29 protein-coding genes are annotated in these 24,221 nt (G+C 63.9%); 14 read left to right on the top strand and 15 right to left on the bottom strand.

All coding sequences use genetic code 11. The features are described 5' to 3' along the window. Positions 1-23 precede the first annotated feature (23 nt). Complete coding sequence (locus tag ACNO8S_RS03130) at positions 24-1,187, top strand: thiolase family protein (RefSeq protein WP_420182461.1); 1,164 nt, start codon at positions 24-26, stop codon at positions 1,185-1,187. Between the two features lie 218 nt (positions 1,188-1,405). Here the strand turns inward: ACNO8S_RS03130 and ACNO8S_RS03125 are convergent, their stop codons facing one another. Then, positions 1,406-3,022 (bottom strand): S8 family serine peptidase, encoded by a 1,617-nt coding sequence (locus ACNO8S_RS03125; RefSeq protein WP_420182460.1) that lies wholly within the window; start codon positions 3,020-3,022, stop codon positions 1,406-1,408. Between the two features lie 467 nt (positions 3,023-3,489). Between ACNO8S_RS03125 and ACNO8S_RS03120 the strand changes: the two genes are divergently transcribed. The 5 genes from ACNO8S_RS03120 to ACNO8S_RS03100 all read left to right on the top strand — a co-directional run bounded on the left by ACNO8S_RS03120 (position 3,490) and on the right by ACNO8S_RS03100 (position 6,940). Beyond that, positions 3,490-4,611 carry a pyridoxal phosphate-dependent aminotransferase gene (locus ACNO8S_RS03120; RefSeq protein ID WP_014039664.1) on the top strand — a complete coding sequence of 374 codons (1,122 nt, stop codon included), beginning with the start codon at positions 3,490-3,492 and terminating at the stop codon, positions 4,609-4,611. A 203-nt stretch (positions 4,612-4,814) separates the two neighbouring features. After that, a complete protein-coding gene (locus tag ACNO8S_RS03115) occupies positions 4,815-5,093 on the top strand; it encodes an ArsR/SmtB family transcription factor (protein WP_004593670.1) in 279 nt (92 codons plus the stop codon). 28 nt (positions 5,094-5,121) lie between these two features. Beyond that, the gene (locus ACNO8S_RS03110; protein ID WP_044951700.1) at positions 5,122-5,418 is read left to right on the top strand and encodes a hypothetical protein; all 297 of its coding nucleotides are present in this window, start codon (positions 5,122-5,124) and stop codon (positions 5,416-5,418) included. A gap of 126 nt (positions 5,419-5,544) precedes the next feature. Continuing rightward, complete coding sequence (locus ACNO8S_RS03105; RefSeq protein ID WP_008310578.1) at positions 5,545-5,778, top strand: DUF2249 domain-containing protein; 234 nt, start codon at positions 5,545-5,547, stop codon at positions 5,776-5,778. A 1-nt stretch (position 5,779) separates the two neighbouring features. Continuing rightward, positions 5,780-6,940 (top strand): hypothetical protein, encoded by a 1,161-nt coding sequence (locus ACNO8S_RS03100; RefSeq protein ID WP_420182459.1) that lies wholly within the window; start codon positions 5,780-5,782, stop codon positions 6,938-6,940. Between the two features lie 18 nt (positions 6,941-6,958). On the opposite strand, the gene ACNO8S_RS03095 is transcribed toward ACNO8S_RS03100, so the two are convergent. The 4 genes from ACNO8S_RS03095 to ACNO8S_RS03080 form a co-directional block, all read right to left on the bottom strand. Next, positions 6,959-7,606, bottom strand: coding sequence for a helix-turn-helix domain-containing protein (locus ACNO8S_RS03095; RefSeq protein ID WP_023843143.1), 648 nt, complete (start codon positions 7,604-7,606; stop codon positions 6,959-6,961). A 65-nt stretch (positions 7,607-7,671) separates the two neighbouring features. Beyond that, on the bottom strand, positions 7,672-8,745 hold the full coding sequence (locus ACNO8S_RS03090) for a radical SAM protein (protein ID WP_420182458.1): 1,074 nt from the start codon (positions 8,743-8,745) through the stop codon (positions 7,672-7,674). Beyond that, a complete protein-coding gene (locus tag ACNO8S_RS03085) occupies positions 8,746-9,051 on the bottom strand; it encodes a CGCGG family rSAM-modified RiPP protein (RefSeq protein ID WP_008310586.1) in 306 nt (101 codons plus the stop codon). Positions 9,052-9,163: 112 nt separating this feature from the next. Next, entirely contained in the window at positions 9,164-9,577 is a 414-nt protein-coding gene (locus ACNO8S_RS03080) for an SRPBCC family protein (RefSeq protein WP_174878656.1), read from the bottom strand. A 193-nt stretch (positions 9,578-9,770) separates the two neighbouring features. Here ACNO8S_RS03080 and ACNO8S_RS03075 point away from each other — a divergent pair, with 193 nt between their 5' ends. From ACNO8S_RS03075 to ACNO8S_RS03065, 3 genes are all read left to right on the top strand, one after another. Beyond that, positions 9,771-10,406: a helix-turn-helix domain-containing protein gene (locus tag ACNO8S_RS03075; protein WP_008310589.1), complete on the top strand. Its 636-nt coding sequence runs from the start codon at positions 9,771-9,773 to the stop codon at positions 10,404-10,406. A 47-nt stretch (positions 10,407-10,453) separates the two neighbouring features. Further along, positions 10,454-11,017, top strand: a complete 564-nt coding sequence (locus tag ACNO8S_RS03070; protein ID WP_008310591.1) for an NUDIX hydrolase — start codon at positions 10,454-10,456, stop codon at positions 11,015-11,017. Between the two features lie 91 nt (positions 11,018-11,108). Beyond that, positions 11,109-11,807 (top strand): SDR family NAD(P)-dependent oxidoreductase, encoded by a 699-nt coding sequence (locus ACNO8S_RS03065; RefSeq protein WP_050037618.1) that lies wholly within the window; start codon positions 11,109-11,111, stop codon positions 11,805-11,807. A gap of 10 nt (positions 11,808-11,817) precedes the next feature. Here ACNO8S_RS03065 and ACNO8S_RS03060 read toward each other — a convergent pair whose 3' ends face one another. The 3 genes from ACNO8S_RS03060 to ACNO8S_RS03050 form a co-directional block, all read right to left on the bottom strand. Then, entirely contained in the window at positions 11,818-13,557 is a 1,740-nt protein-coding gene (locus ACNO8S_RS03060) for a histidine kinase N-terminal 7TM domain-containing protein (RefSeq protein WP_420182457.1), read from the bottom strand. A gap of 42 nt (positions 13,558-13,599) precedes the next feature. Beyond that, positions 13,600-13,920, bottom strand: a complete 321-nt coding sequence (locus ACNO8S_RS03055; protein WP_014039655.1) for a hypothetical protein — start codon at positions 13,918-13,920, stop codon at positions 13,600-13,602. Between the two features lie 128 nt (positions 13,921-14,048). Next, positions 14,049-14,213, bottom strand: a complete 165-nt coding sequence (locus ACNO8S_RS03050) for a hypothetical protein (protein ID WP_023843142.1) — start codon at positions 14,211-14,213, stop codon at positions 14,049-14,051. A gap of 112 nt (positions 14,214-14,325) precedes the next feature. Between ACNO8S_RS03050 and ACNO8S_RS03045 the strand changes: the two genes are divergently transcribed. From ACNO8S_RS03045 to ACNO8S_RS03030, 4 genes are all read left to right on the top strand, one after another. Further along, complete coding sequence (locus ACNO8S_RS03045) at positions 14,326-15,300, top strand: molybdopterin-binding protein (protein WP_058990877.1); 975 nt, start codon at positions 14,326-14,328, stop codon at positions 15,298-15,300. Between the two features lie 205 nt (positions 15,301-15,505). Continuing rightward, a complete protein-coding gene (locus tag ACNO8S_RS03040; protein WP_420182456.1) occupies positions 15,506-16,471 on the top strand; it encodes a WD40/YVTN/BNR-like repeat-containing protein in 966 nt (321 codons plus the stop codon). Between the two features lie 83 nt (positions 16,472-16,554). Then, positions 16,555-17,379 carry an aldo/keto reductase gene (locus tag ACNO8S_RS03035; protein WP_146417560.1) on the top strand — a complete coding sequence of 275 codons (825 nt, stop codon included), beginning with the start codon at positions 16,555-16,557 and terminating at the stop codon, positions 17,377-17,379. Between the two features lie 74 nt (positions 17,380-17,453). Next, entirely contained in the window at positions 17,454-18,128 is a 675-nt protein-coding gene (locus ACNO8S_RS03030) for an MBL fold metallo-hydrolase (protein WP_014039651.1), read from the top strand. A 10-nt stretch (positions 18,129-18,138) separates the two neighbouring features. On the opposite strand, the gene ACNO8S_RS03025 is transcribed toward ACNO8S_RS03030, so the two are convergent. From ACNO8S_RS03025 to ACNO8S_RS02995, 7 genes are all read right to left on the bottom strand, one after another. Continuing rightward, on the bottom strand, positions 18,139-19,107 hold the full coding sequence (locus tag ACNO8S_RS03025) for a mechanosensitive ion channel family protein (RefSeq protein ID WP_420182455.1): 969 nt from the start codon (positions 19,105-19,107) through the stop codon (positions 18,139-18,141). Positions 19,108-19,256: 149 nt separating this feature from the next. After that, positions 19,257-19,568 (bottom strand): DUF7126 family protein, encoded by a 312-nt coding sequence (locus tag ACNO8S_RS03020; RefSeq protein ID WP_023843141.1) that lies wholly within the window; start codon positions 19,566-19,568, stop codon positions 19,257-19,259. Beyond that, on the bottom strand, positions 19,565-20,482 hold the full coding sequence (gene guaA, locus ACNO8S_RS03015; protein ID WP_008310611.1) for a glutamine-hydrolyzing GMP synthase: 918 nt from the start codon (positions 20,480-20,482) through the stop codon (positions 19,565-19,567). The genes ACNO8S_RS03020 and guaA overlap by 4 nt, the downstream gene beginning before the upstream one ends. Next, on the bottom strand, positions 20,482-22,143 hold the full coding sequence (locus ACNO8S_RS03010) for a CTP synthase (RefSeq protein ID WP_044951697.1): 1,662 nt from the start codon (positions 22,141-22,143) through the stop codon (positions 20,482-20,484). The genes guaA and ACNO8S_RS03010 overlap by 1 nt, the downstream gene beginning before the upstream one ends. 77 nt (positions 22,144-22,220) lie before the next feature. Beyond that, positions 22,221-22,412 (bottom strand): hypothetical protein, encoded by a 192-nt coding sequence (locus ACNO8S_RS03005; RefSeq protein ID WP_008310615.1) that lies wholly within the window; start codon positions 22,410-22,412, stop codon positions 22,221-22,223. Between the two features lie 48 nt (positions 22,413-22,460). After that, positions 22,461-22,634, bottom strand: coding sequence for a hypothetical protein (locus ACNO8S_RS03000; protein ID WP_014039646.1), 174 nt, complete (start codon positions 22,632-22,634; stop codon positions 22,461-22,463). An 82-nt stretch (positions 22,635-22,716) separates the two neighbouring features. Next, positions 22,717-23,310 carry an alpha/beta hydrolase gene (locus tag ACNO8S_RS02995; RefSeq protein WP_014039645.1) on the bottom strand — a complete coding sequence of 198 codons (594 nt, stop codon included), beginning with the start codon at positions 23,308-23,310 and terminating at the stop codon, positions 22,717-22,719. A gap of 60 nt (positions 23,311-23,370) precedes the next feature. Here ACNO8S_RS02995 and ACNO8S_RS02990 point away from each other — a divergent pair, with 60 nt between their 5' ends. After that, entirely contained in the window at positions 23,371-24,213 is an 843-nt protein-coding gene (locus ACNO8S_RS02990) for a PspA/IM30 family protein (protein ID WP_014039644.1), read from the top strand. Positions 24,214-24,221 lie beyond the last annotated feature (8 nt).

The following is a 24,221-nucleotide window of genomic DNA, read 5'->3' as shown; positions in this document are numbered from 1 at the left end:
AGGCTCAGGTTCATGTAGGCCGTATGACGGATGTGGTTCTGGTAGACGGCGCACGCACCGCACACGGTGAACTGCTGGGAGGGCTCGCAGAGCGAAGCGCGATAGAGCTCGGTACTACAGCCGTCGAGGGACTGCTCGACCGAACCGGCGTCGACGAAGACAGTGTCGACTGGGTCGGCCTCGGAAACGCGGTACAGGCGGGCGTCGGCCAGGTGCCGGCCCGACAGGTCGTCGTCGAGTCACCGCTTCCAGACAGCGTCGCCGCGACGACGCTGAACGAGGCCTCGGGGTCGGGACTGCGGGCGATTATGACCGCCGCCGACCGCATCGAGGCCGGTCGGGCATCGGTGTGTCTCGCCGGCGGCATGGAGTCGATGTCGAACGCGCCGTATCTCGTACCGGACATGCGCGGCGGCCGCCGACACGGGAACAGCGAACTTGTCGACGCGATGATCTGGGACTCGCTGTGGGACAAGCACTACGACGCCCACATGGGCACGTTGACGGAGGAACTCGCCGCCGAGCACGACATCAGCCGCGAGGCCCAGGACGAGTACGCTCGACGGAGCAACCACCGGGCCGTCGAGTCCATCCAGTCCGGTAAGTTCACCGAGGAACTCGTCCCGGTGGAAACGGCTGACGGCCTCGTAACGGAGGACGAGGGACCGCGGCCGGACACGACGGTAGACCAGCTGGCGGCGCTCCCACCGGCGTTTGCAGACGGCGGTACGATCACCGCCGGCAACGCTTCGAAACTCTCCGATGGGGCGGGAGCGGTGGTGCTGGCCGACGCCGAGACGGTAGAGCGCGAGGGGCTGGGACCGATGGCTCACGTCGAGGACTACGCCGTCGCCTACCGCGACCCGTCGGAGTTCTCCATCGCGGTTCGGGACGTCGTCGCTAAACTGCTTGAGCGCAACGACCTCGCCGTCGCCGACGTGGACCACTTCGAACTCAACGAGGCCTTCGCCGCGCAGATGGTGTACGTCGCCGACGAACTCGACATCCCCGCCGAGAAGCACAACCCCCTCGGCGGCGCGGTGGCGCTCGGGCATCCTATCGGAGCCAGCGGCGGTATCCTCACGACCACGATGCTGTACGCGATGGAGCGAGCGGATCATCACCGCGGTATCGTGGGGATGAGCGTCGGTGGCGGTGGCGCAATTGCGATGTCTGTGGTTCGCTAATGAACCGCCGCCATCGAAGCGAGTGAGCGTTGGTGGCGGTGGCGCAATTGCGATGTCCGTGGTCCGGTAGGCCCCGCCAGCGGCGAGGCGAGTGAGCGTCGGCGGTGGCGGCGCAATTGCGATGTCAAAGCCAGCGTGAAATCCCGCTGAACTGAAAGTGGAAGAGCGAGAGGAGCGCTACGTACGGGACCAGTCGAAACGAGAGAACAGCAATTAGATTACGAGCCCGTTTTTCCGATTTCCTCCAGTGTGAGTGTGTAGTCTCCGCTTCCGCTGTAGACATACACGAGTATGCCGATCTCGCTGACCTGTGAGAAGTCGTCGATGATTATCTGTTCGCTACTGTCCTGCGTATAGGACGCGCGGTCGTAGTCGTTCGGAGTGGGCGTGCGACCGTCGAAGGAGACATAGAGGTCGAAGTCGGCGTCAGATGGGCCATCGAGGCTGAGGATCAGCTGCATGGGCGACTCCGTCTTGAGGGAGTACGTCTGCTTGTCATAATCGAGCATCCCATCGAGTGACCCGGACAACTCTTCGGTGAGACGGTCCTTCGATTCATCGGTGACGGAGACGCTGACTGACGTGGTCGCCTCGGCACCGTCGTTGTCAGTCACAGTGACGGTGACGGTGTAGTCGCCGGTACTGGTGTACGTGTGGCTGACCTCCGTCGCGTCCGCACCCTCGATGGGTTCAGAGCCGTCGCCGAACTCCCAGCGGTAGTTCGTTATCGAGCCGTCGGGATCACGGGAGCCGCTGGCATCGAATATGATCTCTTTATTCACAGTGACAGTTCGTGAATCGTCGTTGAGCGTCACGATCGGCGGTTCGTTTTCGGTTCCGCCACCGGCGGTTACGAAGTTGTATGCATCCGCGAGGCCGAAACCGACGAACTGGCCGTCTGCGTCCAGAGGCTGGGCGGTGTCGAGAAGGTTCTGTCGGGTCTGGCTGACGGACCAATCATGTTTGTCGAGACCGAGCGCAGCGACGCCGGCGACAGCAGGACTCGCCATCGACGTCCCGGGGAACTGCGCGTAGTCTCCCCCCGGAACGGATGAGAGTATGTCATTGCCCGGTGCCGCAATGTCGACCTTCTCGCCGTAGTTCGAGAACTCGGTCGGACTCTTGTTGCTATCGACGGCACCAACGGCGACGCATTCTTCGTAGGCCGCTGGGTACGACACGTCCTGCTGGCTTGGTGGATCACTGTCCTTATGATTCCCGGCTGCACAGATGAGGAGAACACCCTGATCCCACGCGTTTGAGACCGCGTTTTTCATTGTCTGGTTGTAGCCGCCGCCACCGAGAGACATATTGATAATGTCCGCCCCCTGCTCAGTCGCCCACTGGACGGCGTTAGCGATATCGGCGGTTCGGCCCCCGTTCGGGCCGAGTGCACGGCAACTCAGGAGCCGAGAGTTACTGACACCTGCGATACCGGTTTCGTCGTTCGTTTCGCCGGCAGCGATACCGGAGACGTGTGTCCCGTGCTGAGCGGATTGCGGGGCGGGATCGTCGTCGTTGTCGACGAAGTCCCGTCCTTTCTGGCTCCCGAACTGCCCGTCGAGGTCGGGATGGGTGTAATCTGTACCGGTGTCTATGACGGCGATGGTGACGTCTTCGCTTCCGAACGTAATGTCCCATGCTTTCGGGGCATTGACCAGTTGTGGCGCGTACTGGCTGCCGAACCTCGGATCGTTCGGAACCGTGGCGATCGGCTCGCGAACGTGGTTGAATTCCGTATATTTGACCCCGTCAATTCCTTCGACTGTCGGAAGGATTTCGCCCTTGAATTTCTGCGGGACTGCTGAGCGAAGATACGAAAGTGACTCGTTCACGTCGATAATATCGAGCTGTTCGAGGTCAGACCGTTCTTTTATTTTGTCATGAACGTCTGAAGCGTTCCTATCATTTGACACACCGATCAGATACTCTTCTGTATCAGATTCTTGTGATGCAGTGGCTTCTCCACCAAAAGCTGCGACGGTTACAGCGGAGCCGAGTGCCTTGATAACTGATCTTCTGGACGGTTTCGGTAGGGTATGTCGGGACATCCGACTCCCACTAAATATGGGTGGGTTATAAAATTAATATATAATTCCTCATGCAGCCCGGTGTCTAATAAACAAAATTATATATGCTACTTTATAAATACGTGTTTATCTTGTTTTCTGATATATAAAGGTACAGTTATGAACGTTATAATAGTTTATACCGGTCGGCAATAGCGACAGAACAGACGGACGCCGCTAATGCTACCGCAGCACAAGGAAGAATTATCGGGCCGGCCGCCCCCAAACAGAATATGACTGGATTCTCCCGGCGGGTAGAGCAGGTATCGATCTCTGGCATCCGCGAAGTGTTCGAGGCGGCGGGCGAGGACGCCATCAACCTCGGCCTCGGCCAGCCGGACTTCCCGACGCCGGAGCACGCCCGACAGGCGGCCGTCGAGGCAATTCAGGCGGGGGAAGTCGACGCCTACACGTCGAACAAGGGAACCGAGGAACTCCGGGAGGCCATCGCCGCCAAGCACAAGCGGGACAACGACCTCGACGTCGACCCCGGGGACATCATCGCCACCTCGGGCGGGAGCGAGGCGCTGCACATCGCGCTGGAGGCCCACGTCGACGAGGGGCAGGAGGTCATCTTCCCGGACCCGGGGTTCGTCTCCTACGACGCGCTGACCCATCTGGCCGGGGGGACGCCGCGACCGGTCCCGCTGCGTGAGGATCTCACGATGGCCCCCGAAACCGTCGAGGAGGCCATCACCGACGACACGGCAGCGTTCGTCGTCAATTCCCCGGCGAACCCGACTGGAGCGGTGCAGTCACCCGAAGACATGCGGGCGTTCGCCCGCATTGCCGACGAGCACGACGTGCTGTGTATTTCCGACGAAGTGTACGAACACCAGGTGTTCGAGGGCGAGCACCGCTCGCCGGCGGAGTTCAGCGACACGGGCAACGTCGTCGTCGTCAACGCCTGCTCGAAGGCCTACTCGATGACGGGCTGGCGGCTCGGCTGGGTCACCGGCGCGACCGACCGCATCGAGCGGATGCTGCGCGTCCACCAGTACGCGCAGGCCTGTGCGTCGGCTCCGGCCCAGTACGCCGCCGAGGCAGCACTGAGCGGGCCGCAGGACCAGGTTTCGGAGATGCGCGACGCCTTCCAGGAGCGCCGGGACGTGCTGCTGGACGGCCTCGACGAGATGGGACTCGACTGTCCGACGCCCAAGGGCGCGTTCTACGCGATGCCGAAGGTCCCCGACGGCTGGGTGGACGAGGTCATCGACCGCGGCGTCGTAGTCGTTCCCGGCGACGCCTTCGGCGAGCACGGCGCGGGCTACGCCCGAATCTCCTACGCGACGGACATGGAGACGCTGAAGGAGGCCATCGACATCATGGCCGACGCGACGGCGGCGGTTCGCTGAGTGGCCAGCAGTCAGCAGCCGACGCGGACAGTCGCCCCGAAATTGGAACAGTCTCGGTAGAGAGTGCGAAGAAACGCTTTACCCGCCGCCGGTCTTGACTCCGGTATCCCATCGTGGCATATGCATCCGAGTCCAGCGCGCTGTTCGACGGGGAGAGACAGGACTATACGACGGGCAGACGCAGGTCCCGGGAGGACAGTGGGATGGAGAAAGCGCTCTGGTATCTGCTGACGGCGACGCGCGGCGGCGCCAACCGGGCGCGTATCATCGACGCCCTCTCGGACCGACCGATGAACGCCAACGAACTCGCCGACGAACTCGACGTGGGCTACAAGACGATCAGGCATCACATGGAACAGCTTGAGGACCACGACGTAGTCGAGTCCGGCGACGAGGAGTACGCCAAACTCTACTTCCTGACCGACCGGTTCGACAACTACCGCGACACCTTCGAGGAAATCGTGGAGAAGATGGACGAATGACGGGGACAGATATAGAGAGGTGTCGCTGATGGCGATGGGACCGCTCATCACTGCCGCGGCAGCGCTCGCGGGACTCAACGTCCTATTGCTGCTCCCGCTGCTTGGCGTCTGGCTCCGCAACTACGCGACGTTCCGGACGGGACTCGTCGCCGGTCTCATCGCTTTCGCCGTCGCGATGCTCGCCGAGAACGCCATCGCGGTCTACTTCTTCTTCTCGATGCAGAGCTTCTACGCCGGCGATCCACACGTCCAGCAGGCCGTGCTGGTCCTGCGCTCGCTGCAGTTCGTCGCGATTGCTGGACTGAGCTACACCACGCTGCGGTAGCGCGATACCGGGAGTAACGCAGTGGTATTGGCGATCCGTTCGGGCTCGGACCACGAGTACTGTACCGCCACGAAGACGAACATGTTCGGGACAAGCGCCTGACTGGCGGGGACCGTCGTCGAACGTATGAGCACAGATCACCAGGAGTCGGTACAGGAACTCGACGTTCGGGACGTCGACGGAGAACCGTTCGAACAGATCATGAACGCCCTCGATTCCGTCGGCGAGAGCGAGGCGCTCCGGCTGGTGAACAGTTTCGAACCGGTGCCGCTGTACGACGTTCTCACGAGAAAGGGATACCAGTACGACACGGAACAGGTCGCCGACGAGGAGTGGCACGTCACGATCCGGCCGGAGTGAGATGCGTCCCGAGCGCGTCTCGCGGTGGTTCGTCACCGCCAGCGCGCTGTTTTTCGTCGGCTTCCACGCCGCGATGGCGGTCGCCGCGCCCCGCCGCGTCGTCGTCACGCTCGGCCTGTACGGGTTCGTCCTGCACGTCCTGTTCGGAAAGGCCTACGCGCTCGTACCGTCGTACTTCAACCGGGACCTCGCGTGGGATCGGGGGCCGGCCGTGCAGTTCCCGCTGTCCGTCCTCGGTACAGCAGGGCTAGCGCTCGCGCCGTTCGGTCCACCGTGGCTCCAGCCCGTCGGAACCACGCTCTGGGCAGGCGGCGTCGCGGTGTTTCTCGGGACGGTGGGGTGGACGATTCGCGGCAACGTCACCGGCGCGGCGACTGGGACCGGCGGTCCAAACGCCCATCGGGAGCCGGTCGACCGAACCGCCAACGTCGCGGTCCCGATAGCGCTCGGCTACCTCGCATTCGCCGCGGGTGGCGCGCTCGCCACGGCTGTTGGCTTCGAGTCGATTCTCCCACAGCAACTCTCGCACCTGCTCGCTGCAGGGACGGCGGCGCTGTTCGTCTTCGGCGTCGGTTTCCGGCTGTTTCCCCGGTTCCTGGTCGCTGAAGCGCCGCGACCAGTCGTTACGGTGGTCATCGCTGCCGGCGCTGGCGGTCCCGCGCTGCTTGCCTTCGGGCTGTTCGACCCCGAACTCCTCCTTGTCGGTGGCGTCATCGAAGCTGTCGCAGTCGTTGGATTCGTACTGTCGTATATCGTTCTCTTCCTGCGGTCGGAGCGCCGCCGCGTCGGGTTCTACGCGGTGCTGTTGGCGGTCGTGGCCGGGGTCGTCGGTATCGGACTCGGACTGGTTCTCGCCGTAACCGGTCGGAGTCCGGCGCTGGTCACCGCACACTATCGGGCGATGCTGGCGGGCTTTCTCGGACTCACCGTGGTCGGGGCGGCATTCCAGTTCTACCCACCGGCGGTCGGCGTCTGGCCCTACGCGAACGACCGGACAGCGCTGGTGACGATTGGACTGCTCGGTGGTGGGCTCGGCGTTCAGCTACTCGGTCTTATCGGTCGGTTCGGCTGGATAATATCGGTCGGCACAGCGGCTGGAGCTCTCGGTGCACTTCTCTATACGTATCTCCTGTTAGCGGCGTTCGCCCGTCGATGGCAGTAGTAGCGACGCGCTGTGGGCCTACTCCGCGATGATACTGTCGAGCAGTTTCGTCTGGGCGGCTGCGAGGTGTTCAGCGAACGTCGAGACGGAGATATCCAGTTCCGACGCCACGTCACCGGCGTTGGCCCCTTTCGGATACTCGAAGTACCCCATCTCGACGGCGGTTTCGAGTACCTCCTGTTGCCGGTCGGTGAGTTTACTTCGGTCGACGAGGATCGAGTCCACCGGGTCAACGTCGCCGTTCCGCCGCATCGACCGGAGCGAGACGCCGTCGTACAGTTCTTTCAGCCGTGTCACGATAGCGCGCACCCGGTCGACATCGGGAGCGTGGAAGGTCAGGTGGAGCTGTCCGCCCTCGGCGCGGATATCAGCGACCGGACAGTCGTATGTTTCGACCGCCTCGCAGACGCACTCAGTTCGCGACCGTGAGAACTGGTAGCGGGAGCCGTTGCCCGTCGCGAACACCTTGTCCATGTCCTCCCGGGCCTCGATTGCCCCTTCGTCAGTGCCCGTCGCGGTGAACTCTTCGATGACTTGCCCGTCTTCATCTGGGCTGCTTCGGGCGACGTCGGTCACGGCCGCGCCCGCCTCGTCCGAGACGCTCGCCACCGGACAGGCCCCAGGGGTGTCGACCGACAGCTCTACTCTAATGCCGGAGTCGCTCATATGAGTTACTGTGACACCACATTACAAAACGGGCGAGGCGCGTTCCCACGGAGTGAAAAACCCCCTCAATCTGCTGGGTGCTGATCGGGAACCGACCCCTCGAACCCATCCGGCTGATAATCACAGAGGGGGTCCGCCGCCAGCGGGTCCCCCGTCGTCGCGTACGCTCGCGACCGACTGCCGCCACAGACTGTTCGGTACCGGCAGGCCCCGCACTTGCCTGTCAGCGCGTCGTCGTCCCTGAGCTGCTGGAACAGCGGTGAGTCCCGGTAAATGTCCACGACGCTTTCCTCTCGAACGCTGCCCGCCGATTTCGGAAGGAACCCGGAGGGGAACACCTCGCCGGTGTGGCTCACGAAGGCAAAGCCCTTGCCGGCGCGTATACCCATCCGGCGTTTGAGCCCGCCGGCACCGTCCTCCTGGTTCTGAATCGCGACGCGCCGGTAATGGGGTGCTTCGGTCGTCTTGAGGCCGAACGATGCCTCTTCGCTGACCTCGTGGAGCCACGACAGCACGCGCTCCGCCCGCTCGGGGGCAATCGGCGTCAGCACCCGCCCGCGGCCGACCGGGACGAGGAAGAACACCGACCACAGCACCGCATCGAGGTCCGCGACGAGGTCCCGGATCGCCGGCAGTTGCTCGACCGTCTCGGCGCAGACGGTGGTGTTGATCTGCAACGGGATATCGAGGTTGCGGGCCGCCTCGGCCGCTGCCATCGTCGCCTCGAAGCTCCCGGATTCGCCCCGGAAGGTGTCGTGATATTCGCTGTCGCCGCCGTCGATGGACAGGGCCAGCCGCCGGAGTCCGGCGTCGTCGAGTTCGGCCAGTCGGTCCCGCGTGATCGAGTTCGTCCCGCTTGGGGTCAGCGTCATCCGGAGGCCCTGCTCGGTCCCGTAGTCGATGAGTTCCGGGAGGTCCTCGCGGGCGAGCGGGTCCCCGCCCGAGAGGACGACCAGCTGGCCGTCGCCGAAGTCGCGGGCCTGGTCCAGCAGTGCCTTCCCCTCCGCCGTCGATAGCTCGTCGGGGTGGCGGCGCGGCTGGGCGTCGGCCCGGCAGTGTTTACACGCCAGTTCACAGGCCTGCGTCACCTCCCAGATCAGCACGAGCGGCTGCTCGTCGAGGTCGAGTTTCCCCCGCATCTATGCCTCCCGATGGACGCGGGTGACGTGGCCCCCACAGCCACACTGCTGGACGTACTCCACTGAAATGGTCTCGCCGAACGCCTCCGCCAGCGCATCGAACAGGTAGGTTTCCGGGTGGCCGTGGTCGGCGTGGCTCACCAGATTGACGTGGTTCCCCGCCGTCGTCATCTCGACGGCGTCGATGGCCTGTTCGACGACCACGTCGGGGTCTTCGGCGTGTGCAGGCGTCTCCAGGTTCGCCGACCAGGAGTTGTCGTGAACCTCGGTTGTAACCGGAGGCACGTCCTCGTGGGAATGGCTCATATGTACCGGTTGACGGCGGGCGTCCCTCGGTCCTATCCCGAAGATGTTCGGGTTATTATACACAACGGATTGCAGAGAGGAATTCGTCTGAGCGACTTTATCACACGTATTGCTACGACACCCGTTCGACCAGCCAGTCGAACTGCTTGTTCAGTTCCTTCTTGCGCTGTCGTGAGATAACGGTCGAATCGATCATCTCGCCGAGCACCGGGAGGTCGAGCGCGCTGTACTCCGTCGTCGCCGTGACTTCAGTCCCGCCGTCGACGGCCTCGACCGTGTACTCCGTCATCATCGACTCGAAGATGCCCTGCCGTTGCTCGTACCGCAGCACTGCGTCAGTTTCGACGATTTCGAGGTCCAGTTCGATTTCGAAGAGTCCGACACGGTTCGTGATGCCGAGGTCGTCCCCGTCGAGTGTCACCTCGTCGAACCCTGCCGCAAGCATAAACGGCTCCACGTCAGTTATCAGGTCGGTGACTGTCTCTGGGTCGGCTGGGACCGTCCGAGTCAGCGAGACGCGTTCCATACCGGACGGCCAGCGGCCGGCGGAATAAGCGTTCGCCATACCCGGAGATGTTCGGCTCAATGGTTTTGCGCGACCTGATCTCGTGGTGATAGTGTGTGACACCACTCCCCAAGTTTCTTATCCCCATCACGACTATGCGAACATGTTCGGGATTACGGACGCGGGGGTCGGGCGAATATATTCGGATACACCAATGCCACACGCTGAACTCACGCTCACGATTCCGGACGAGATCTGGATCGGCGACATCTCGCGAGCGTACGACGACGCGACGTTTCGCATCCTGTCTGCCCTCCCCGGCGAGGACTCCGGTGTCGGGCTCGCGGAGATCACATCGGACGACCTCCCAGCGGTCCTCCGTGATATCGAGAACCGGGAATCGGTCACGACCCTTGAGATACTTTCACACCGGGACGACAGCGCGCTGATTCAGTTCGAGACGTCGATGCCGCTCCTGCTCTTCCCAGTCCAGGGCTCGGGCGTCCCGCTTGAGATGCCGTTCACCCTGTCCAACGGCGAGGCCGTCTGGGAGATATCGGCGCCACAGGAGCGGCTCTCCGAACTCGGCGAGCAACTGGAGGAGTTCGGTATCTCCTTCAGCGTCGACCGCATCCAGCAACACCTCGAAACCGAGCAGGTGCTCACCGAGAGCCAACTGGAACTGGTACAGGAGGCCATCGACGCGGGCTATTACGACACGCCGCGGGAGTGCTCGCTAACGGAACTGGCGGACCGCGTCGGTATCGCGAAGTCGACCTGCAGTGAAACCCTCCACCGCGCGGAGGAGCAGATCCTGAAACAGTTCGTCTCGGACCTCCCCGCGCGGTGAGGGGAAGTCGAAGCGCGTAATACGCGCCTCTGTGAGAGGTACGACATATGAGTTCCGACGCGGTCGACGAGACGCACGAAAACGCCCGACAGGAGGTCATCGCGGTGGACGCCGACGACAACGAGGAGGGGCTGGTCAATCGGCTCGACGCCCACACCGGCGAGGGGGTTCGCCACCGCGCGTTCACTGCCCTGCTGTTCGACGAGAACGATCGGATTCTGCTCGCCCAGCGCGCGGCGAACAAACGCCTCTGGGACACCCACTGGGACGGCACCGTCGCCTCCCACCCAGTTGAGGGCCAGACACAGGTCGAAGCCACCGAGGAGCGACTCGAAGAGGAACTGGGTATCGACCCCTCGCAGTACCAGAACCTCCGCGTGACCGACCGGTTCGAGTACAAGCGCTACTACGAGAACGCCGGCCTCGAATGGGAAGTGTGTGCGGTGCTGCAGGCCACGCTCCACGACACCTCGCTGGAACCGAACCCCGAAGAGGTCGACGGCCTCATGTGGGTCCCCTACGAGCGACTGCGTGAACATCCCGAGTACTACCGCCAGCTCCGCCTCTGTCCCTGGTTCGAGATCGCGATGCGCCGGGACGAGGAACGGTAACGCCGACGGTCAGCATCAGCGCGGGCGGCAGGCATCGCAGTGACGCCGCCCCGACCCGTTTCCTTTTCGGCCCGGCCACCCAACCCCGGGTATGGACGTTCCGCTGTACGACTCTCTCGACGGTCAGGTCGTACTCGTCACCGGAGCCACGCGGGGCATCGGGAAGGCAATCGCCGACGGGCTGGTCGACCTCGACGCAACGGTGTATGCCGGCGCTCGCGATACCGGCGACATCGCGGCCACGGACCGCCAGGCCATCGAACTCGACGTGACCGACGACGACGGGATGGTCGCCGCGGTCGACCGCATCGAGCGTGAGCAGGGACGGCTCGACGTGCTGGTCAACAACGCCGGCGTGATGGACTCACGGGAGCCGCTCGACGAGATGCCGACAGATGTTATCGACCACACCCTCGACACGAACCTCCGGGGGGCGGTCCTCATGACGAAGTACGCCCTCCCGCTGTTGCTGGCCGAGGAGGGCGGCCGTGTCGTCACCATGGCCTCCGGGCTGGGAGCCATCACCGAGAGCCAGTCGGGCGGCACGCCGGCCTACCGCATCTCGAAGACGGGCGTCAACGGACTGACGAAGTACCTCGACGGCGAGTACGCGGCCGACGGCCTCATCGCCAACTCGGTGTGTCCGGGCTACGTCCAGACGGACATGACCGAGGGGAGCGCTCCACGGACGCCCGAAAAGGGGGCTGAGACGCCAGTCTGGCTCGCTCGCTTCCGACCCGATGCACCGAGCGGGCGGTTCTGGCGCGATAGGGCCGAAATCGAGTGGTAGGCAGCCGCGATCAGTCAGCGTTCTCGCTTCCGGCCGTCGCTGGCTCGTCTGTCGCGTGGGCGGGCTCAGCCGCCGGCAGTTGCAGTTCCACAGTCGTTCCCGGCTCGGCCGTATCGGGGAACGACATCCGGCCGCCGAGGTTTCGGACGATCCAGTTGACGAGCCAGAGCCCGACGCCGGAGCCATGTTTGAGCGGCGTTTCGGTTCCCGAGCGGATGACCTCGCGCTCGTGGTCGGTGATACCGGGACCGTTGTCGTGAACGGCCACGCGGACGCCCGGCGTTCCGTCGGTCCGCGTCGCCGTAATCTCGACTTCGACAGGACCCCCATCGGTCGCCTGATGTTCGACGGCGTTCTCGACCAGTTCCTCTAGTGCGATGAGGATCGACGGACCGCCCTGTATCCAGAGATCATCCTCGCAGGTGAGCGTGATCGCCACGTCGGGGCGGCGGTCCCGAGCATCGCTCACGACCGATTCCAGCAGCCTCTGGAGCGCTGTCGGGCTGTGCTGTTCGGTCTCCAGGGCCTCGGTAACTCGGCCGATCTTGTTACTGCGGTCGACGATGTCGTCGACTGTGCTGATAATACGGTCGAGTCGCTCGCGTTCGTCGGCGTCGGCCGTGTCCCGGAGCAGGTCCGCGTTCCCCTTGACGACGTTCATCTCGTTTCGGATATCGTGCCGGAGCAAGCGGTTGAGTACGTCCAGTCGCTGTTCCCGTTGTCGCCGCTCCGTGATGTCTCGGAGGCTGATGAGGTGGCCCGAGACAACGCCGTACGCGCGGTACAGCGGTATCACGCGTACGTCGTAGTACCGGACGCTGCCCTCGTGTTCGAGGGTCGTCTCGGTCTGCGTTCGCTCGCCGGGATCGGGAACCGCCTCGGCGAGTGCTGGTAACACCTGTGGTAGCGAACGGCCCAACAGCGCGTCCTGGTCGCCGTCGAACAGCGCCGTAGCAGCCGCGTTGACATCGACAATGCGGCGCTCGTCGTCGACGATGATGACCAGGTCGTCCATTTCGGTGAAGATCGCTTCCCGGCCCAGTTCCCGGGTCACCGGTGCCACGTCGAGCAGTTGCCCGCGGAGGATGGCGACTGAGAGGACCGCCCCCGAGGCGACGTACCCGAGACTTGTTGGGTTGAACGGAGTCGGTAGCGCACCGAGCACGAACAGCGACTGGACGACCGTCGGGACGGCGATGGCGAGCAACAGTGCGATCCCCTGGCCCTGAAACACCTGGTTCGACCGGAACAGCATCCGCAACAGGAGGACACCGCCGGCGAGAATCAACAGCAGTATGTAGGACATGTGCCCCCAGTACATGACTTCGTACGCGGGAGCGAGCGCCACCGACGATGCGGAGACGGATTGTGTCCCATGACCGGACCAGATGAGTTCGTGGGCGTGATTCGACCACACGAGCGTGACAAACACCGCCGGTTCGACGAGCAACAGCGCTGTTCGGCGTTGGGTGAGCCAGTGTGGATGCCCCGTGTACTCGATAACCGTCACGAGCCACGCGACAGGGATGATTACCGAGAGCGTCAGCTGCACCTGGACGAGTCGCTCCATGGTGGCCAATCCCGGCACAGCGAGCTCGATACCGTACGTCACGGCCCAGAGGCTCGCCGCAACGACGAACACTGCCAGCGGTCCTGCGCCCGGCCGGTCCCGGTGGAGCCACACCAGAAAGGCGACGCCCATACCGACGACACCCGACAATAAAACGACAGTAAGCGGCGACAGGACCATTCAGTAGCGTAGTAATGGCGTCCCTGATATAACTATTCTCGGTCACTTCGACTGCGAGCGAACCGCGGACCACACGGCGAGGGCACCAAGTACGAACGCCGGAACGAGCGGGAGTGTGAGATATGCGTCCCGGAGCGTGAGCCCGAAACTGCTGATGACGCCCTGTGCGGACGGCAAAAGCAAAATTGCGCCGGGGACGAACAGGAACGCCACGCCGATCATCCCGACCAGAATCCAGCCGCTCGTCCCGAACTCGGGACCGTCGGCGGCTTCCGTACCCGTCTCACTGTCCGCAGATGGGGCGTTTGCGGACTGTGGCTCCGTGTCGGGACGGTGGACGTAGCCGGACTCGTCGTCAGCCATCGGCACGCACCCCGTCGCGCCCGCTCGAACGGTGCGTCACGATGGGACCTCCCCCGGGAGTACCGACGAAACAACGTGGCTGCATGTCTCGGCATCAGGCAAGCGAGCGCAAAACGCTAACGGTCCCGCTACTGCGACAGACCAGGTGCTTCCTGGCTCGAGATGTCACGCAGGCTCATCCGATGCCCGCTGGATGAAGCGTGTGCGTCCCGCTGGCCCTCCGCGACCGACGAGTCTTCGTACAGTCCCTCGAACGCACACTCATGGCAGACGACGTGGTAGCTCCCAGCCATACATTTTGTTTCATATCGCTATATTTTAAGCCTACCGTTTTCAGATATTATATACATTGCAGTCCCGCAAACGGTCGTCAGGGTATTTATCGACCGCGACCGATGGAGTAGTATGGTGGATTTCCAGTCCCGTGACACACGCCGGGGTCCGACCGACGGGGAAGACGACGAGACAGACGAGGACGAGGGCGAAACGGGAGACGACGAGGAATCCGCGGCAGTCGATACCGACTCCGAGGCCGCCAGTTCAGAGCCAACCGAAGCAACGGATACAGCAGCGGAAAACAACGACAGAGAAGCAAGTGGGGGTGACGGAACGGAGACTTCTGCGGCGGACGACGTGACGGGGGACGGTGACGGCTCCACGTCGGAGCCTGAAGCCGACAGCGCCGTCGCAGAACGAATCGACGAGGCGGTAGAGCAAAGCAGCCATCCAGCGGCCGAAACACAGGACGCTGAAGGGGCCGGCGGGGCGGAGCGACCCGACGAGGGCCCCCACGAAGACCCCCTTTCTGAGACACAGGCAGGCGATCCACCGGAAAACACATCGCAGGCTGAGACGCCGCCGACAGCGGATGAACCACCAGCGCAGACAGTCCCACGGGACGACGCGTCGCAAGAACAGTCGGTTGCCGCCGCCGTCGTCACGGTCGGGACAGCGACGGAAACGGGCGACCCGACGGGCGAGGCGGTAGAGACAGCACTCGAAGCGACCGGACAGACGGTCACCGCCCGCGAGCGCCTGCGAGGGGACTACGACGGCATTCAGGGTGCCGTCGACAGACTAGTCGGGCGCGACGACGTGGAGGTCGTCGTCACCGCGGGGGGCCTCGGCGTCGCCCCGTCGGCGCAGACGCTCGAAGCAGTCCACCCACTGTTCGAAAAGGCCCTGCCGGGGTTCGAGGAAGTGTACCGGAGCCTCCTCTTCGAACAGCAGGGAACCGGTGTCATCGCCATCCGTGCGACTGCCGGGATCGCTGGAGAGACGCCGGTGTTCTGCCTGCCCGCGGACCCGGCAGCGGTTCGTATCGCTATCGACGAGATCATCGCGGCCGAAGCTCCGTCTCTCGTCGCTGACCTGTCCTGAGCCGACACGACGAACTCGCGGTATCAGTCTTGTGACCGTTTAGCCGGCTTAACGTGATATTTGCCGGTTCGTCCCAGGTCGCTAATTTTCCCACTTCCGACGGCTTTTCTCCCAAATATCGGCCGTTTAAACGTTTAAAGCGGCGTGAAAAAGTCGTTAACTCCGTCACCCATTGAAGTAGAGACAGCCCACAGGCTCGTGTGTCATGTCCGATCACAACGCGACACGACGCGGCGTGCTCACGGGTATCGGCGCGACAGCTGCAGCTGCACTGGGTGGGGCAGCCATCTCCGGGACGGTTGCGGCGGCCGGTCCCTGGGAGTCCGTCGAGTCCCCGACCGGGAACACCCTCCACGACGTCGAATACACGGCCACCGGCGCGTACGCGGTGGCGGGTGGCGGTATCGTCCTCGAACGGACTAGCAGGGGCTGGCAGAAGGTCATCGGCGGTGGCCCGACCGGCAACGGGAACAGCCTCTACGGGGCCGATGTAACCGACGACGGCAAGGCCCTCTGGTTCGTCGGTGCCTCGGGCGCTATCGGCGAGTACGACGTGGAATCGGGCGTTCTCACCGACCACAGCGCCCCGATGGGCGTGACCAACAACTTCAACGACGTGTCCGTGACCGGGAGCGCCGGCGAGGCGAACGTCTACGTCGCCGGCGACTCCGGCAAGATGTACTACAGCTTCGAGAACGGCGCGAGCGAGACGTGGGACTACACCACGCCCGGCTCCGGGTCGGCCATCAACGCCGTCGACTTCCACGGCGTGCGCTCGGGCCACATCGTCGACGGCAACAAGAGCGTCTTCGCCACCGACGACGGCTCGACGTGGAACAAGATCGGCCTCGCCGACGCCAACGTCAACTTCTACGGCGTCGACTCCGACGGCCCAGATGACGTGTGGGTCTCCGGCGGTGGCGGGATGATTTTCCACTGGAACGGGTCCGAGTGGACGCCGACCGACACGGGCGACGCCGGCCTGCGTGACATCGAGGTCACCGGCGACGACAGCACCGGCTACACGGTCGGCGGCGGCGGTAAGGTGTACGCCCTCGGCGATGGCGGCTGGACCCAGGAACAGACGCCCGCTGGCGAGAACCTGAAAGCCATCGTCCGCGGCGGCACCGACATCGCGGTCGGTTCGGGCGGGACTATCCTGGAGCAGTAGCGACGGTACAGTAGGGCAGGCCGGTTCGAGACCGCGGTGCGCCGGAGCCACTGACTTTTCACCGACCCCCTCCAACACCCTGCATGGACGACATTCAGGTCCAGGGTACGTCGGTCCCCGCACTCGGCCTCGGGACGTGGCAGCTCACCGGCCAGTCCTGCCGTGAAACCGTCGAAACGGCGCTGGATATGGGCTATCGCCACATCGACACTGCACAGGCGTACGGCAACGAGCGGCAGGTCGGACTGGGGATGGACGCCGCCGCGGTCGACCGCGAGGACGTGTTTTTGACGACGAAGCTCGACGGCTCCAATCGCGACGAGCGGAGCGTCCGCCGGTCGACGCGGGAGAGCCTGAACAAACTGGGAACGGACTACATCGACCTCCTGCTCATCCACTGGCCGAACACGCCGTGGATGGCATCCCTGTCGGAGACGCTCGGGGCGATGAACGACCTCGTCGAGGAGGGGCTGGTCCGGCACATCGGCGTCAGCAACTTCTCGCCGTCGCTGCTGGACAAGGCGCGGGACATCTCCGCGGCCCCTATCTTCACCGACCAGGTGCAGTACCACCCCTACTGGGACCAGCGGAAGCTACTCGACTACTGTCGCATCCACGACGTGCTCCTGACTGCCTACAGCCCGCTCGCCCGCGGCGGCGTCCTCGACGACCCCGCGCTCGTCCAAGTGGGTAACAGGTACGGGAAATCCCCGGCGCAGGTCGCGCTTCGGTGGCTGGTCCAGCAGGACGGCGTGGCCGCGATTCCGAAAGCGTCCAGCCGCGACCACCTCGAAGCGAACATGGCAGTCTTCGATTTCGAACTGACCGGCGCGGAGATGGAGCGGATCCGGGACCCGTCGAAGGTCAAGACCGGCGTGCAGTTCGTTCGGTCGCAGTTGCCGTTCTGAGCGCCACAGTTGACTGGTTCTGCGGCCACACCGATTCGTCAAGCGTTTTGACGCCGCCGTTCCAACCCCGCGCTATGGTAACGGCGCTCGCCGATGATATCTGGTGGTACGACCTCACGGGCGTCAACGCAACGCTCGTCGACGACGACGGAGCGCTAACGCTCGTGGACACCGGGCTTCCCTGGCACGGCAACGCGCTCATCGCCGGCCTGAGCGACGCCGGCTACGAACTCCGGGACCTGGACCGAATTCTGCTGACGCATTTCGACTTCGACCACGTCGGCGGGCTGTCGGCCTTCGACGGCATCGACGTGACTATCTACGTCGGGGAGCGGGACGCCCCGCTGGTCACCGGCGAGCAGGCTCCGCCGCTGGGCAACCACAAGGGAGCGTTCCAGCGACTCGTCTCGCCGTTCCTCGACGCGCCGGACAACGACGTCGTCCCCCTCGCCGACGGCGACACCGTCGGCAGTTTCACTGTCTACGATACCCCTGGCCACACGCCGGGGCACGTCTGCTACGTCAGCGAAGACCATTCGCTTGGACTGCTGGGTGACCTCGTCCGGGAGGACAGCGGCCGCTCCGAGCCCTCGCCGTGGCTGGTGAGCTACGATACCGACGCCGTTGCTCGGAGTATCAGAGACTTCGCCGAGCGCGCACCGCGGTTTGAACTCGCTGTGCCGGGCCACGGCGTCCCCTTCGAGGAAGGGGGTTCCGCGAAACTCAGTAAGCTGGCAGCGACGCTGTGAAACGGCTGGCCTAGTCGCTACTGAGCCGGCCAGCAACGAAATCCTGACCGCCCAGCCCGACCGCTAGCGCGAACCCGATACCGACGGGGAACACGACCGCGAGCAACAACACGGCGAGCAGCAGCGAGTCGACGCCCGCGAGGTTGAGCGCGATAACGGCGGTAAACAGGTAGACGAGCGCCTGCAGCGTTCCCGAGAGGAGCGGCTTCGAGACCCACTCTTCGGCGGCATCGACCGACGTGATCACGTCGGCGACGTGATCAGCAACTAGTGCCCCCAGAACGAGGACGACGAGGGCACCGACCAGGGTCGGCGCGTAGGTCAATCCATCACGGAGCAGGGCCGCGACGGGAGCGATAGTGAGCGTCGCCGCAGCGACGTAGACGGCCGCCGCGTAGACGTAGTACTCGACGACTAGACCAGCCACTCTGCCAACGGTGCCGCTGTCAGCGTCGAGCAGCTGTCCGAGGTGCGTTTCCGGGAAGTTCTCCGTGATACCGGGACTGGAGACGAGGCCGGGGACGAGCGTGCCCAGCAGTCGGCCGAGACCGAACCCGACGACCAGGAACACTGCGGCGGCGACGATGTTCGGAACGTACCCGAACAGCGTCGCGGCGAGCGTCCGGAGCTCGCTGATGTTCAGCGTTCTGACCGCCGCAAGAACAGCGACCAGATAGACGAGATATCGGGCGAGCAGACCTGCTGCGGACGCGACCGGGTCCGACTCCGCTGTGACGGCAGACACCGGCGTTTCCTCGGCGCGGTCGTCGAGCCCGCGTTCGAGCGTCCAGTCGTACACCGCGCTGTCGAGGTACTCGCCGACCCCGTAGCCGATGGCGAGGATGACTGCCGCAATCAGTATCGTCCCGACGGCCGATACGCCGTCGGCGATGAATGTTGACAGATATTTGGCAATTCTATTAGCGACGTTCGCTTGCAGCAACAGCGGTCGTTCCGTGACGGCCTGAATCGCTAGCATAGGTGTATCCAGTAGTTACTCTCTTAATCTATCTATTAAATCCGTCGAAGAATATGTTAAATTATGCCCTTCAACAGCAAGAGGGTGCGGCCGGACCGGCTGTTGGTACTGCTGGGCGGACACCATAGACACGAAAAGACCGGGCGAGCCTACAGTTCCTCGGCGACCGCCTCGGCGTCAAGCAGGTCCGGGTCGACGACGAGGTCGGTCTGTCGGCTGGCGAAGTCCGGCAGGGAGCCCGCCGCGTAGACGACGACCCGGAGGTCGGGGGCAAGGTCCTTGGCGACGGCGATGGAGGTCGCCTGCGACATCTCGGTCAGCAGGTAGACCTCGGCCTCGTGGATGCCGGCTTCTTCGAGCCCGGGTCGGTTACCGACGTCGGCGACTGTGACCGTGTGGCCTTCGGCTTCGAGCGCGTCGGTGAGCGCGTTCGGGTCCGAGCCGACGAGAACCACCTTCATTCGTACTCGATAGTCGCTGGCGGTTTGTGGGTCACGTCGTAGACGACGCGGGCGACGTTCTCGTGCGCCCCGGTGATGCGCGACTGGATGCGCTGGAGCGTGTCCCAGTCGAGTTCCTGTGCGCGGGCGGTCATCCCGTCCCGGCTCTCGACGGAGCGGACGGCGACGACCCAGCCGTGGACGCGGTTGTCGCCCTTGACGCCCGTGGCCTTGCCGATGACGGCGGCCAGTGCCTGCCACGGCTCGTACTCCTCCAGTTCCTCCTCGACGACGTGGTTGGCCTCGCGGGCCACTTCCAGTTTCTCCTCGGTGACTTCGCCGATGATGCGGACGGCGAGGCCGGGGCCGGGGAACGGCATCCGCTCTGAGATTATCTCCTCGAGGTCGAGCGCCCGGGCGACCTCGCGGACCTCGTCCTTGTAGAGGTCCCGCATCGGCTCGACGATGCCCTCGAAGTCCACTACTTCGGGGAGGCCGCCGACGTTGTGGTGGGACTTGATCGTCCCCTCACTCTCGATGCGGTCGGGGTAGATGGTCCCCTGAACGAGGTAGTCGGCGTCGACGTCCTTGGCGACGGTCTCGAACTCCCGGATGAACTGCTCGCCGATGATGTGGCGCTTCTCCTCGGGGTCGGTCTCATCACCGAGCGCATCGAGGAAGCGGTCCTGGGCGTCGACGATCCGCAGCGAGTCCATGTAGCTGAACGTCTCGCGTATCTGGTCGGTCTCGCCTTTCCGCATCAGCCCGGTGTCAACGTAGACCGGGGTGAGCTGGTCGCCGATGGCCTCGTAGGCCAGCGCGGCGGCCGTCGAGGAGTCGACGCCGCCCGACAGTGCGATGACGGCGTTCTTGTCGCCGATCTCGTCGGCGATCTCGGCCTTGGCGTCGGCGATGAACTCGTCGACGTTCACCATCAGTGGCTCACCTCCTCAGTCGTCACAGTGTGTGGGTCGTCGCCGAGCACCGCTTCGAGCAGGCCGACGAAGGGCGGGCTGGCGCGTGTCGGTCGGGAGCGGAACTCCGGATGGAACTGCGTCCCGATGAAGTACGGGTGGTCCTCGGGCGCGAGTTCGAGTATCTCCATACGGTTTTCGGCGTAGCCAGAGAACTTCAGCCCGGCGGCTTCGAGGTCGTCGATGTACTCGGGATTGACCTCGTAGCGGTGGCGGTGCCGCTCCGTACAGGACTCGCCGCCGTACAGCGTCGCGGCAAGCGTGTTCGCGTCGATTTCGGTTTCGTGAGCACCCAGCCGCATCGTCCCGCCCATGTCCTCGATCTCGTACTGCTCGGGCAGGATGTCGATGACGGGGTGTGGGGTGTCTTCGTCCAGTTCGGCGGAATGGGCGTCGTCGAGGTCCAGTACGTTGCGGGCGTACTCGACGACGGCCATCTGGAATCCGAGACACAGCCCGAGGAATGGGATATCGTTCTCGCGGGCGTACCGAATCGCCTCGATTTTACCCTCCGTACCACGGGCACCGAAGCCACCCGGCACGACGATGGCGTCGGCCTCGCGCATCCGGTCAGCGTGGTGGTCGTTCATCTTCTCGGAGTTGACCCATTGGACGTTCACGTCGACGTTCTTCTCCAGGCCGGCGTGTTTCAGCGCCTCGTGGACGGACATGTAGGCGTCTTCGAGGTCGTACTTGCCGACGAGGGCAATATCGACTTCGCCCTCGGTGTTCTGGGTGACAAGGTCGCGCCAGCGGTTCTCCCGCTCGTCCTCGGGCAGGGCTTCGGTCGCGATGTCGAGTTCCTCCATCACGTACTGGTCGAGGCCTTCCTCCTCGACCATCAGCGGGACGTGGTAGATGTCGTCGACGTCGGGATTCGAGAAGACGGCTTCCGTCGGCACGTCACAGAACAGCGCGATCTTCTCTTTCGTGTCGATATCGAGTTTGTCCGAACAGCGGCCGACGAGAATGTCGGGCTGGAGCCCGATAGAGCGCAGTTCCTTCACGGAGTGCTGGGTCGGCTTGGTCTTCTGCTCGCCGTTTTTCGAGTAGGGAACGAGCGTGACGTGGGTAAAGAGAATATCGTCCTCGTCTTCCTCGTGGGCGAACTGACGGAGCGCTTCGAGATACGGCATCCCCTCGATGTCGCCGACGGTGCCGCCAACCTCGATGATACAGACGTCGTTTCCTTCGGCGGCCTCGCGGATGCGGCGCTTGATGTCGTCGGTGATATGCGGGATAATCTGGACCGTGCGACCGAGGTAGTCGCCGGACCGCTCCTTCTCGATGACGTGCTGGTAGGTCTTCCCCGTGGTGACGTTGTGGTCGAAGGTCATGTCGATGTCGAGGAAGCGCTCGTAGTTCCCCAGGTCGAGGTCGACCTCCCCGCCGTCTTTGAGCACGTACACCTCCCCGTGCTGGAAGGGGTTCATCGTACCGGCGTCGACGTTCAGATACGGGTCGATTTTGACCGCTGTAACGTCGAACCCGGCGTTTTTGAGTAATCTACCTGTACTGGCGGCGGTGATGCCTTTCCCCAGGCCAGACATCACGCCACCGGTGACGAAGATGAACTTCCGACCCAGTTCCGGGTCGTAGTCCGTTTCGGGTTCGGTCGGCATACCGACGGTGAACCCCGCGTAGTCTAAACGGTTTCGGAGCGCGCACTGTTCGCCACCCCGTCGCAGTGTCAACGGGGCTACAGTGACGGCTGTGTGAGGACGCGCCATGCCGCCACGAGAACAGCCAGCGTCAGCGCCGAGAACAGCGCATCACCGGGACTAGAGCCGATGGCGATGAACAACAGGTAGCCGGCGACGAATCCACCCAGAAGCGAGACGACGCCGTGCCGTGTCGAGTGCGACACCGCCGCCCTGGTTCGTGTTGACATAGTTCATTATTTATCAGTATATAGTATAAATGTACCTTCGGCTGGTCGTCAGGACTTGAGCACGCCGGATTTGATAGCGACGTAGGTCCCGAGGCCCCCCAGCGAGGCGAGGACGAGCGCCCGGGCTGGTCCGCCCGCGACGAGCGCCGTCTGCATCAGGACTAGCAGCGCCACCAGTGTGGCGATAAACGAAACGGCAGCGAACGCGAGCGGGCGGTTCATGATCGGAGATTGGGCCGACAGCGTCTCTGTCTTTCGATACTGTCCGGTAGTCTCGGGTCCCGGCAGTCGGATGCAACACCGGCTACAGGTGGTCACGGAGAAACGGCCCAACAGTCTCACCGACACGGCCGCTCTGGCCGACGAAGTGGTGGTCGGCCGGCAGTCGCTCGACGGCCTGTCCCAGTTCGGTGGCCCGGTCGACGACCGGCTCCCAGTCCACAGTGTCGTCGCGCTCGCCGACCACGACCTGTACCGGGCAGTCGATAGCGTCGAGCGCGGCGACAGCATCGAGATGGGCGGTCAGTCCGGCCGGCGGAGCGAGGACGGAGAGGACCGACGGCTCGGACTCGCTATCGAGTTCGGCGGCCGCACAGAGCGCCACAGCTGCGCCGAAACTGTAGCCGAACAAGCCGACAGCGTCGGCCCGCTCGCTCGCCCACGCCAGGGCGTTCTCGGCGTCGACCCGCTCGCCGCGGCCCTCGTCCCACGCGCCGTAGTCGAAGCGGAGACAGCCGACATCAGGGGCCAGTGCGTCGCTGACCGCGTTCAGGCGCGTGTCCGACCGCTTACCGCCGTACTGTGGATGGGGCGGGCACGCAACGACGATAGCGTCCGACCCGGGTCGGTCGAGCGTCGCGGTGACGTCTCGCCCGCCCGGAATCCCGACGGTAGTCATACGTGTTCACTCGCCAGCCCTCTGTAAGAAATTTAAGGTTGGAGAGACCAATGCGCATATATGGGAATCCTCTCGCGCGCGTCGTACGTCATCCGCTCGAAACTCAACGCCGTCCTGAACCGAGCGGAGGACCCGACAGAGACCCTCGATTACAGCTACGAGCAGTTGCGTGACGAACTGCAGGACGTCAAGCAGGGCATCGCGGACCTGACGACCCAGAAGAAACGACTGGAGATACAGAAGCGCCGCCTCGAAGAGAACGTCGAGAAGCACAACGAGCAGGCGCGCCAGGCCGTCGAGCAGGACCGAGAGGACCTCGCCCGTCAGGCGCTGGAGAAGAAAAAGCAGAAGATGAGCCAGATCGAGGATCTGGAGGGCCAGATACAGGACCTGCAGAGCCAGCAGGACCAGCTAGTCGAGCAGAAAGACGAACTCCAGAAACAGATCGAGCAGTTCCGGACCAAGAAGGAGACGATGAAGGCCCGCCACGAGGCCGCGAAGGCGTCGGCGCGCGTCAACGAGGCAATGACCGGCGCTGGCGACGAGATGCAAGACATCAATCAGGCTATTGAGCGCGCGGAGGAACGCACCGAGGACATGGAGGCCCGCTCGCAGGCGATGGACGAACTCCGCGAGGATGGCGTCCTCGAAAGTCAGATATCGGATGAGAGTTCGCTGGAGCGGGAGCTTGAGGAAGTCCGACAGAAAGGCTCAGTCGACGCCGAACTCGACACGCTGAAAGCCGAGATGGGGAAAGCCGAGGACGGCGACAGCGGGTCAAGCGACGCGGACGTCTCCGAGGCCGAACTGGAGAAGGAACTCACGGACGAGAGTACGCAGGTCGACGTCGACGAGAGCGAGGTCGAGTCAGAACTCGACGAACTGAAAGAAGACGAAAAGTAGCGCCGCCG

This window comes from Haloarcula sp. KBTZ06 (assembly GCF_048595605.1).
GTDB lineage: Archaea > Halobacteriota > Halobacteria > Halobacteriales > Haloarculaceae > Haloarcula > Haloarcula hispanica.
Note: the sequence above shows the minus strand (reverse complement) of the source record. Positions and strands in the feature narration are given on the sequence as shown.

What these genes read in the sequence shown, in the direction of transcription:
- ACNO8S_RS03115 (WP_004593670.1), top strand. Translation starts at nt 4,815, where the DNA reads ATGGAGAAAGCGCTCTGGTATCTGCTGACGGCGACGCGCGGCGGCGCC.
- ACNO8S_RS03120 (WP_014039664.1), top strand. Translation starts at nt 3,490, where the DNA reads ATGACTGGATTCTCCCGGCGGGTAGAGCAGGTATCGATCTCTGGCATC.
- ACNO8S_RS03050 (WP_023843142.1), bottom strand. Translation starts at nt 14,213, where the DNA reads ATGGCTGGGAGCTACCACGTCGTCTGCCATGAGTGTGCGTTCGAGGGA.
- ACNO8S_RS03065 (WP_050037618.1), top strand. Translation starts at nt 11,109, where the DNA reads ATGGACGTTCCGCTGTACGACTCTCTCGACGGTCAGGTCGTACTCGTC.
- ACNO8S_RS03045 (WP_058990877.1), top strand. Translation starts at nt 14,326, where the DNA reads ATGGTGGATTTCCAGTCCCGTGACACACGCCGGGGTCCGACCGACGGG.
- ACNO8S_RS03035 (WP_146417560.1), top strand. Translation starts at nt 16,555, where the DNA reads ATGGACGACATTCAGGTCCAGGGTACGTCGGTCCCCGCACTCGGCCTC.
- ACNO8S_RS03040 (WP_420182456.1), top strand. Translation starts at nt 15,506, where the DNA reads ATGTCCGATCACAACGCGACACGACGCGGCGTGCTCACGGGTATCGGC.
- ACNO8S_RS03085 (WP_008310586.1), bottom strand. Translation starts at nt 9,051, where the DNA reads ATGAGCCATTCCCACGAGGACGTGCCTCCGGTTACAACCGAGGTTCAC.
- guaA (WP_008310611.1), bottom strand. Translation starts at nt 20,482, where the DNA reads ATGGTGAACGTCGACGAGTTCATCGCCGACGCCAAGGCCGAGATCGCC.
- ACNO8S_RS03105 (WP_008310578.1), top strand. Translation starts at nt 5,545, where the DNA reads ATGAGCACAGATCACCAGGAGTCGGTACAGGAACTCGACGTTCGGGAC.
- ACNO8S_RS03130 (WP_420182461.1), top strand. Translation starts at nt 24, where the DNA reads ATGACGGATGTGGTTCTGGTAGACGGCGCACGCACCGCACACGGTGAA.
- ACNO8S_RS03025 (WP_420182455.1), bottom strand. Translation starts at nt 19,107, where the DNA reads ATGCTAGCGATTCAGGCCGTCACGGAACGACCGCTGTTGCTGCAAGCG.
- ACNO8S_RS03000 (WP_014039646.1), bottom strand. Translation starts at nt 22,634, where the DNA reads ATGAACCGCCCGCTCGCGTTCGCTGCCGTTTCGTTTATCGCCACACTG.
- ACNO8S_RS03100 (WP_420182459.1), top strand. Translation starts at nt 5,780, where the DNA reads ATGCGTCCCGAGCGCGTCTCGCGGTGGTTCGTCACCGCCAGCGCGCTG.
- ACNO8S_RS03030 (WP_014039651.1), top strand. Translation starts at nt 17,454, where the DNA reads ATGGTAACGGCGCTCGCCGATGATATCTGGTGGTACGACCTCACGGGC.
- ACNO8S_RS02990 (WP_014039644.1), top strand. Translation starts at nt 23,371, where the DNA reads ATGGGAATCCTCTCGCGCGCGTCGTACGTCATCCGCTCGAAACTCAAC.
- ACNO8S_RS03095 (WP_023843143.1), bottom strand. Translation starts at nt 7,606, where the DNA reads ATGAGCGACTCCGGCATTAGAGTAGAGCTGTCGGTCGACACCCCTGGG.
- ACNO8S_RS03110 (WP_044951700.1), top strand. Translation starts at nt 5,122, where the DNA reads ATGGCGATGGGACCGCTCATCACTGCCGCGGCAGCGCTCGCGGGACTC.
- ACNO8S_RS03090 (WP_420182458.1), bottom strand. Translation starts at nt 8,745, where the DNA reads ATGCGGGGGAAACTCGACCTCGACGAGCAGCCGCTCGTGCTGATCTGG.
- ACNO8S_RS03055 (WP_014039655.1), bottom strand. Translation starts at nt 13,920, where the DNA reads ATGGCTGACGACGAGTCCGGCTACGTCCACCGTCCCGACACGGAGCCA.
- ACNO8S_RS03070 (WP_008310591.1), top strand. Translation starts at nt 10,454, where the DNA reads ATGAGTTCCGACGCGGTCGACGAGACGCACGAAAACGCCCGACAGGAG.
- ACNO8S_RS03020 (WP_023843141.1), bottom strand. Translation starts at nt 19,568, where the DNA reads ATGAAGGTGGTTCTCGTCGGCTCGGACCCGAACGCGCTCACCGACGCG.
- ACNO8S_RS03060 (WP_420182457.1), bottom strand. Translation starts at nt 13,557, where the DNA reads ATGGTCCTGTCGCCGCTTACTGTCGTTTTATTGTCGGGTGTCGTCGGT.
- ACNO8S_RS03080 (WP_174878656.1), bottom strand. Translation starts at nt 9,577, where the DNA reads ATGGAACGCGTCTCGCTGACTCGGACGGTCCCAGCCGACCCAGAGACA.
- ACNO8S_RS03010 (WP_044951697.1), bottom strand. Translation starts at nt 22,143, where the DNA reads ATGCCGACCGAACCCGAAACGGACTACGACCCGGAACTGGGTCGGAAG.
- ACNO8S_RS03005 (WP_008310615.1), bottom strand. Translation starts at nt 22,412, where the DNA reads ATGTCAACACGAACCAGGGCGGCGGTGTCGCACTCGACACGGCACGGC.
- ACNO8S_RS03075 (WP_008310589.1), top strand. Translation starts at nt 9,771, where the DNA reads ATGCCACACGCTGAACTCACGCTCACGATTCCGGACGAGATCTGGATC.
- ACNO8S_RS02995 (WP_014039645.1), bottom strand. Translation starts at nt 23,310, where the DNA reads ATGACTACCGTCGGGATTCCGGGCGGGCGAGACGTCACCGCGACGCTC.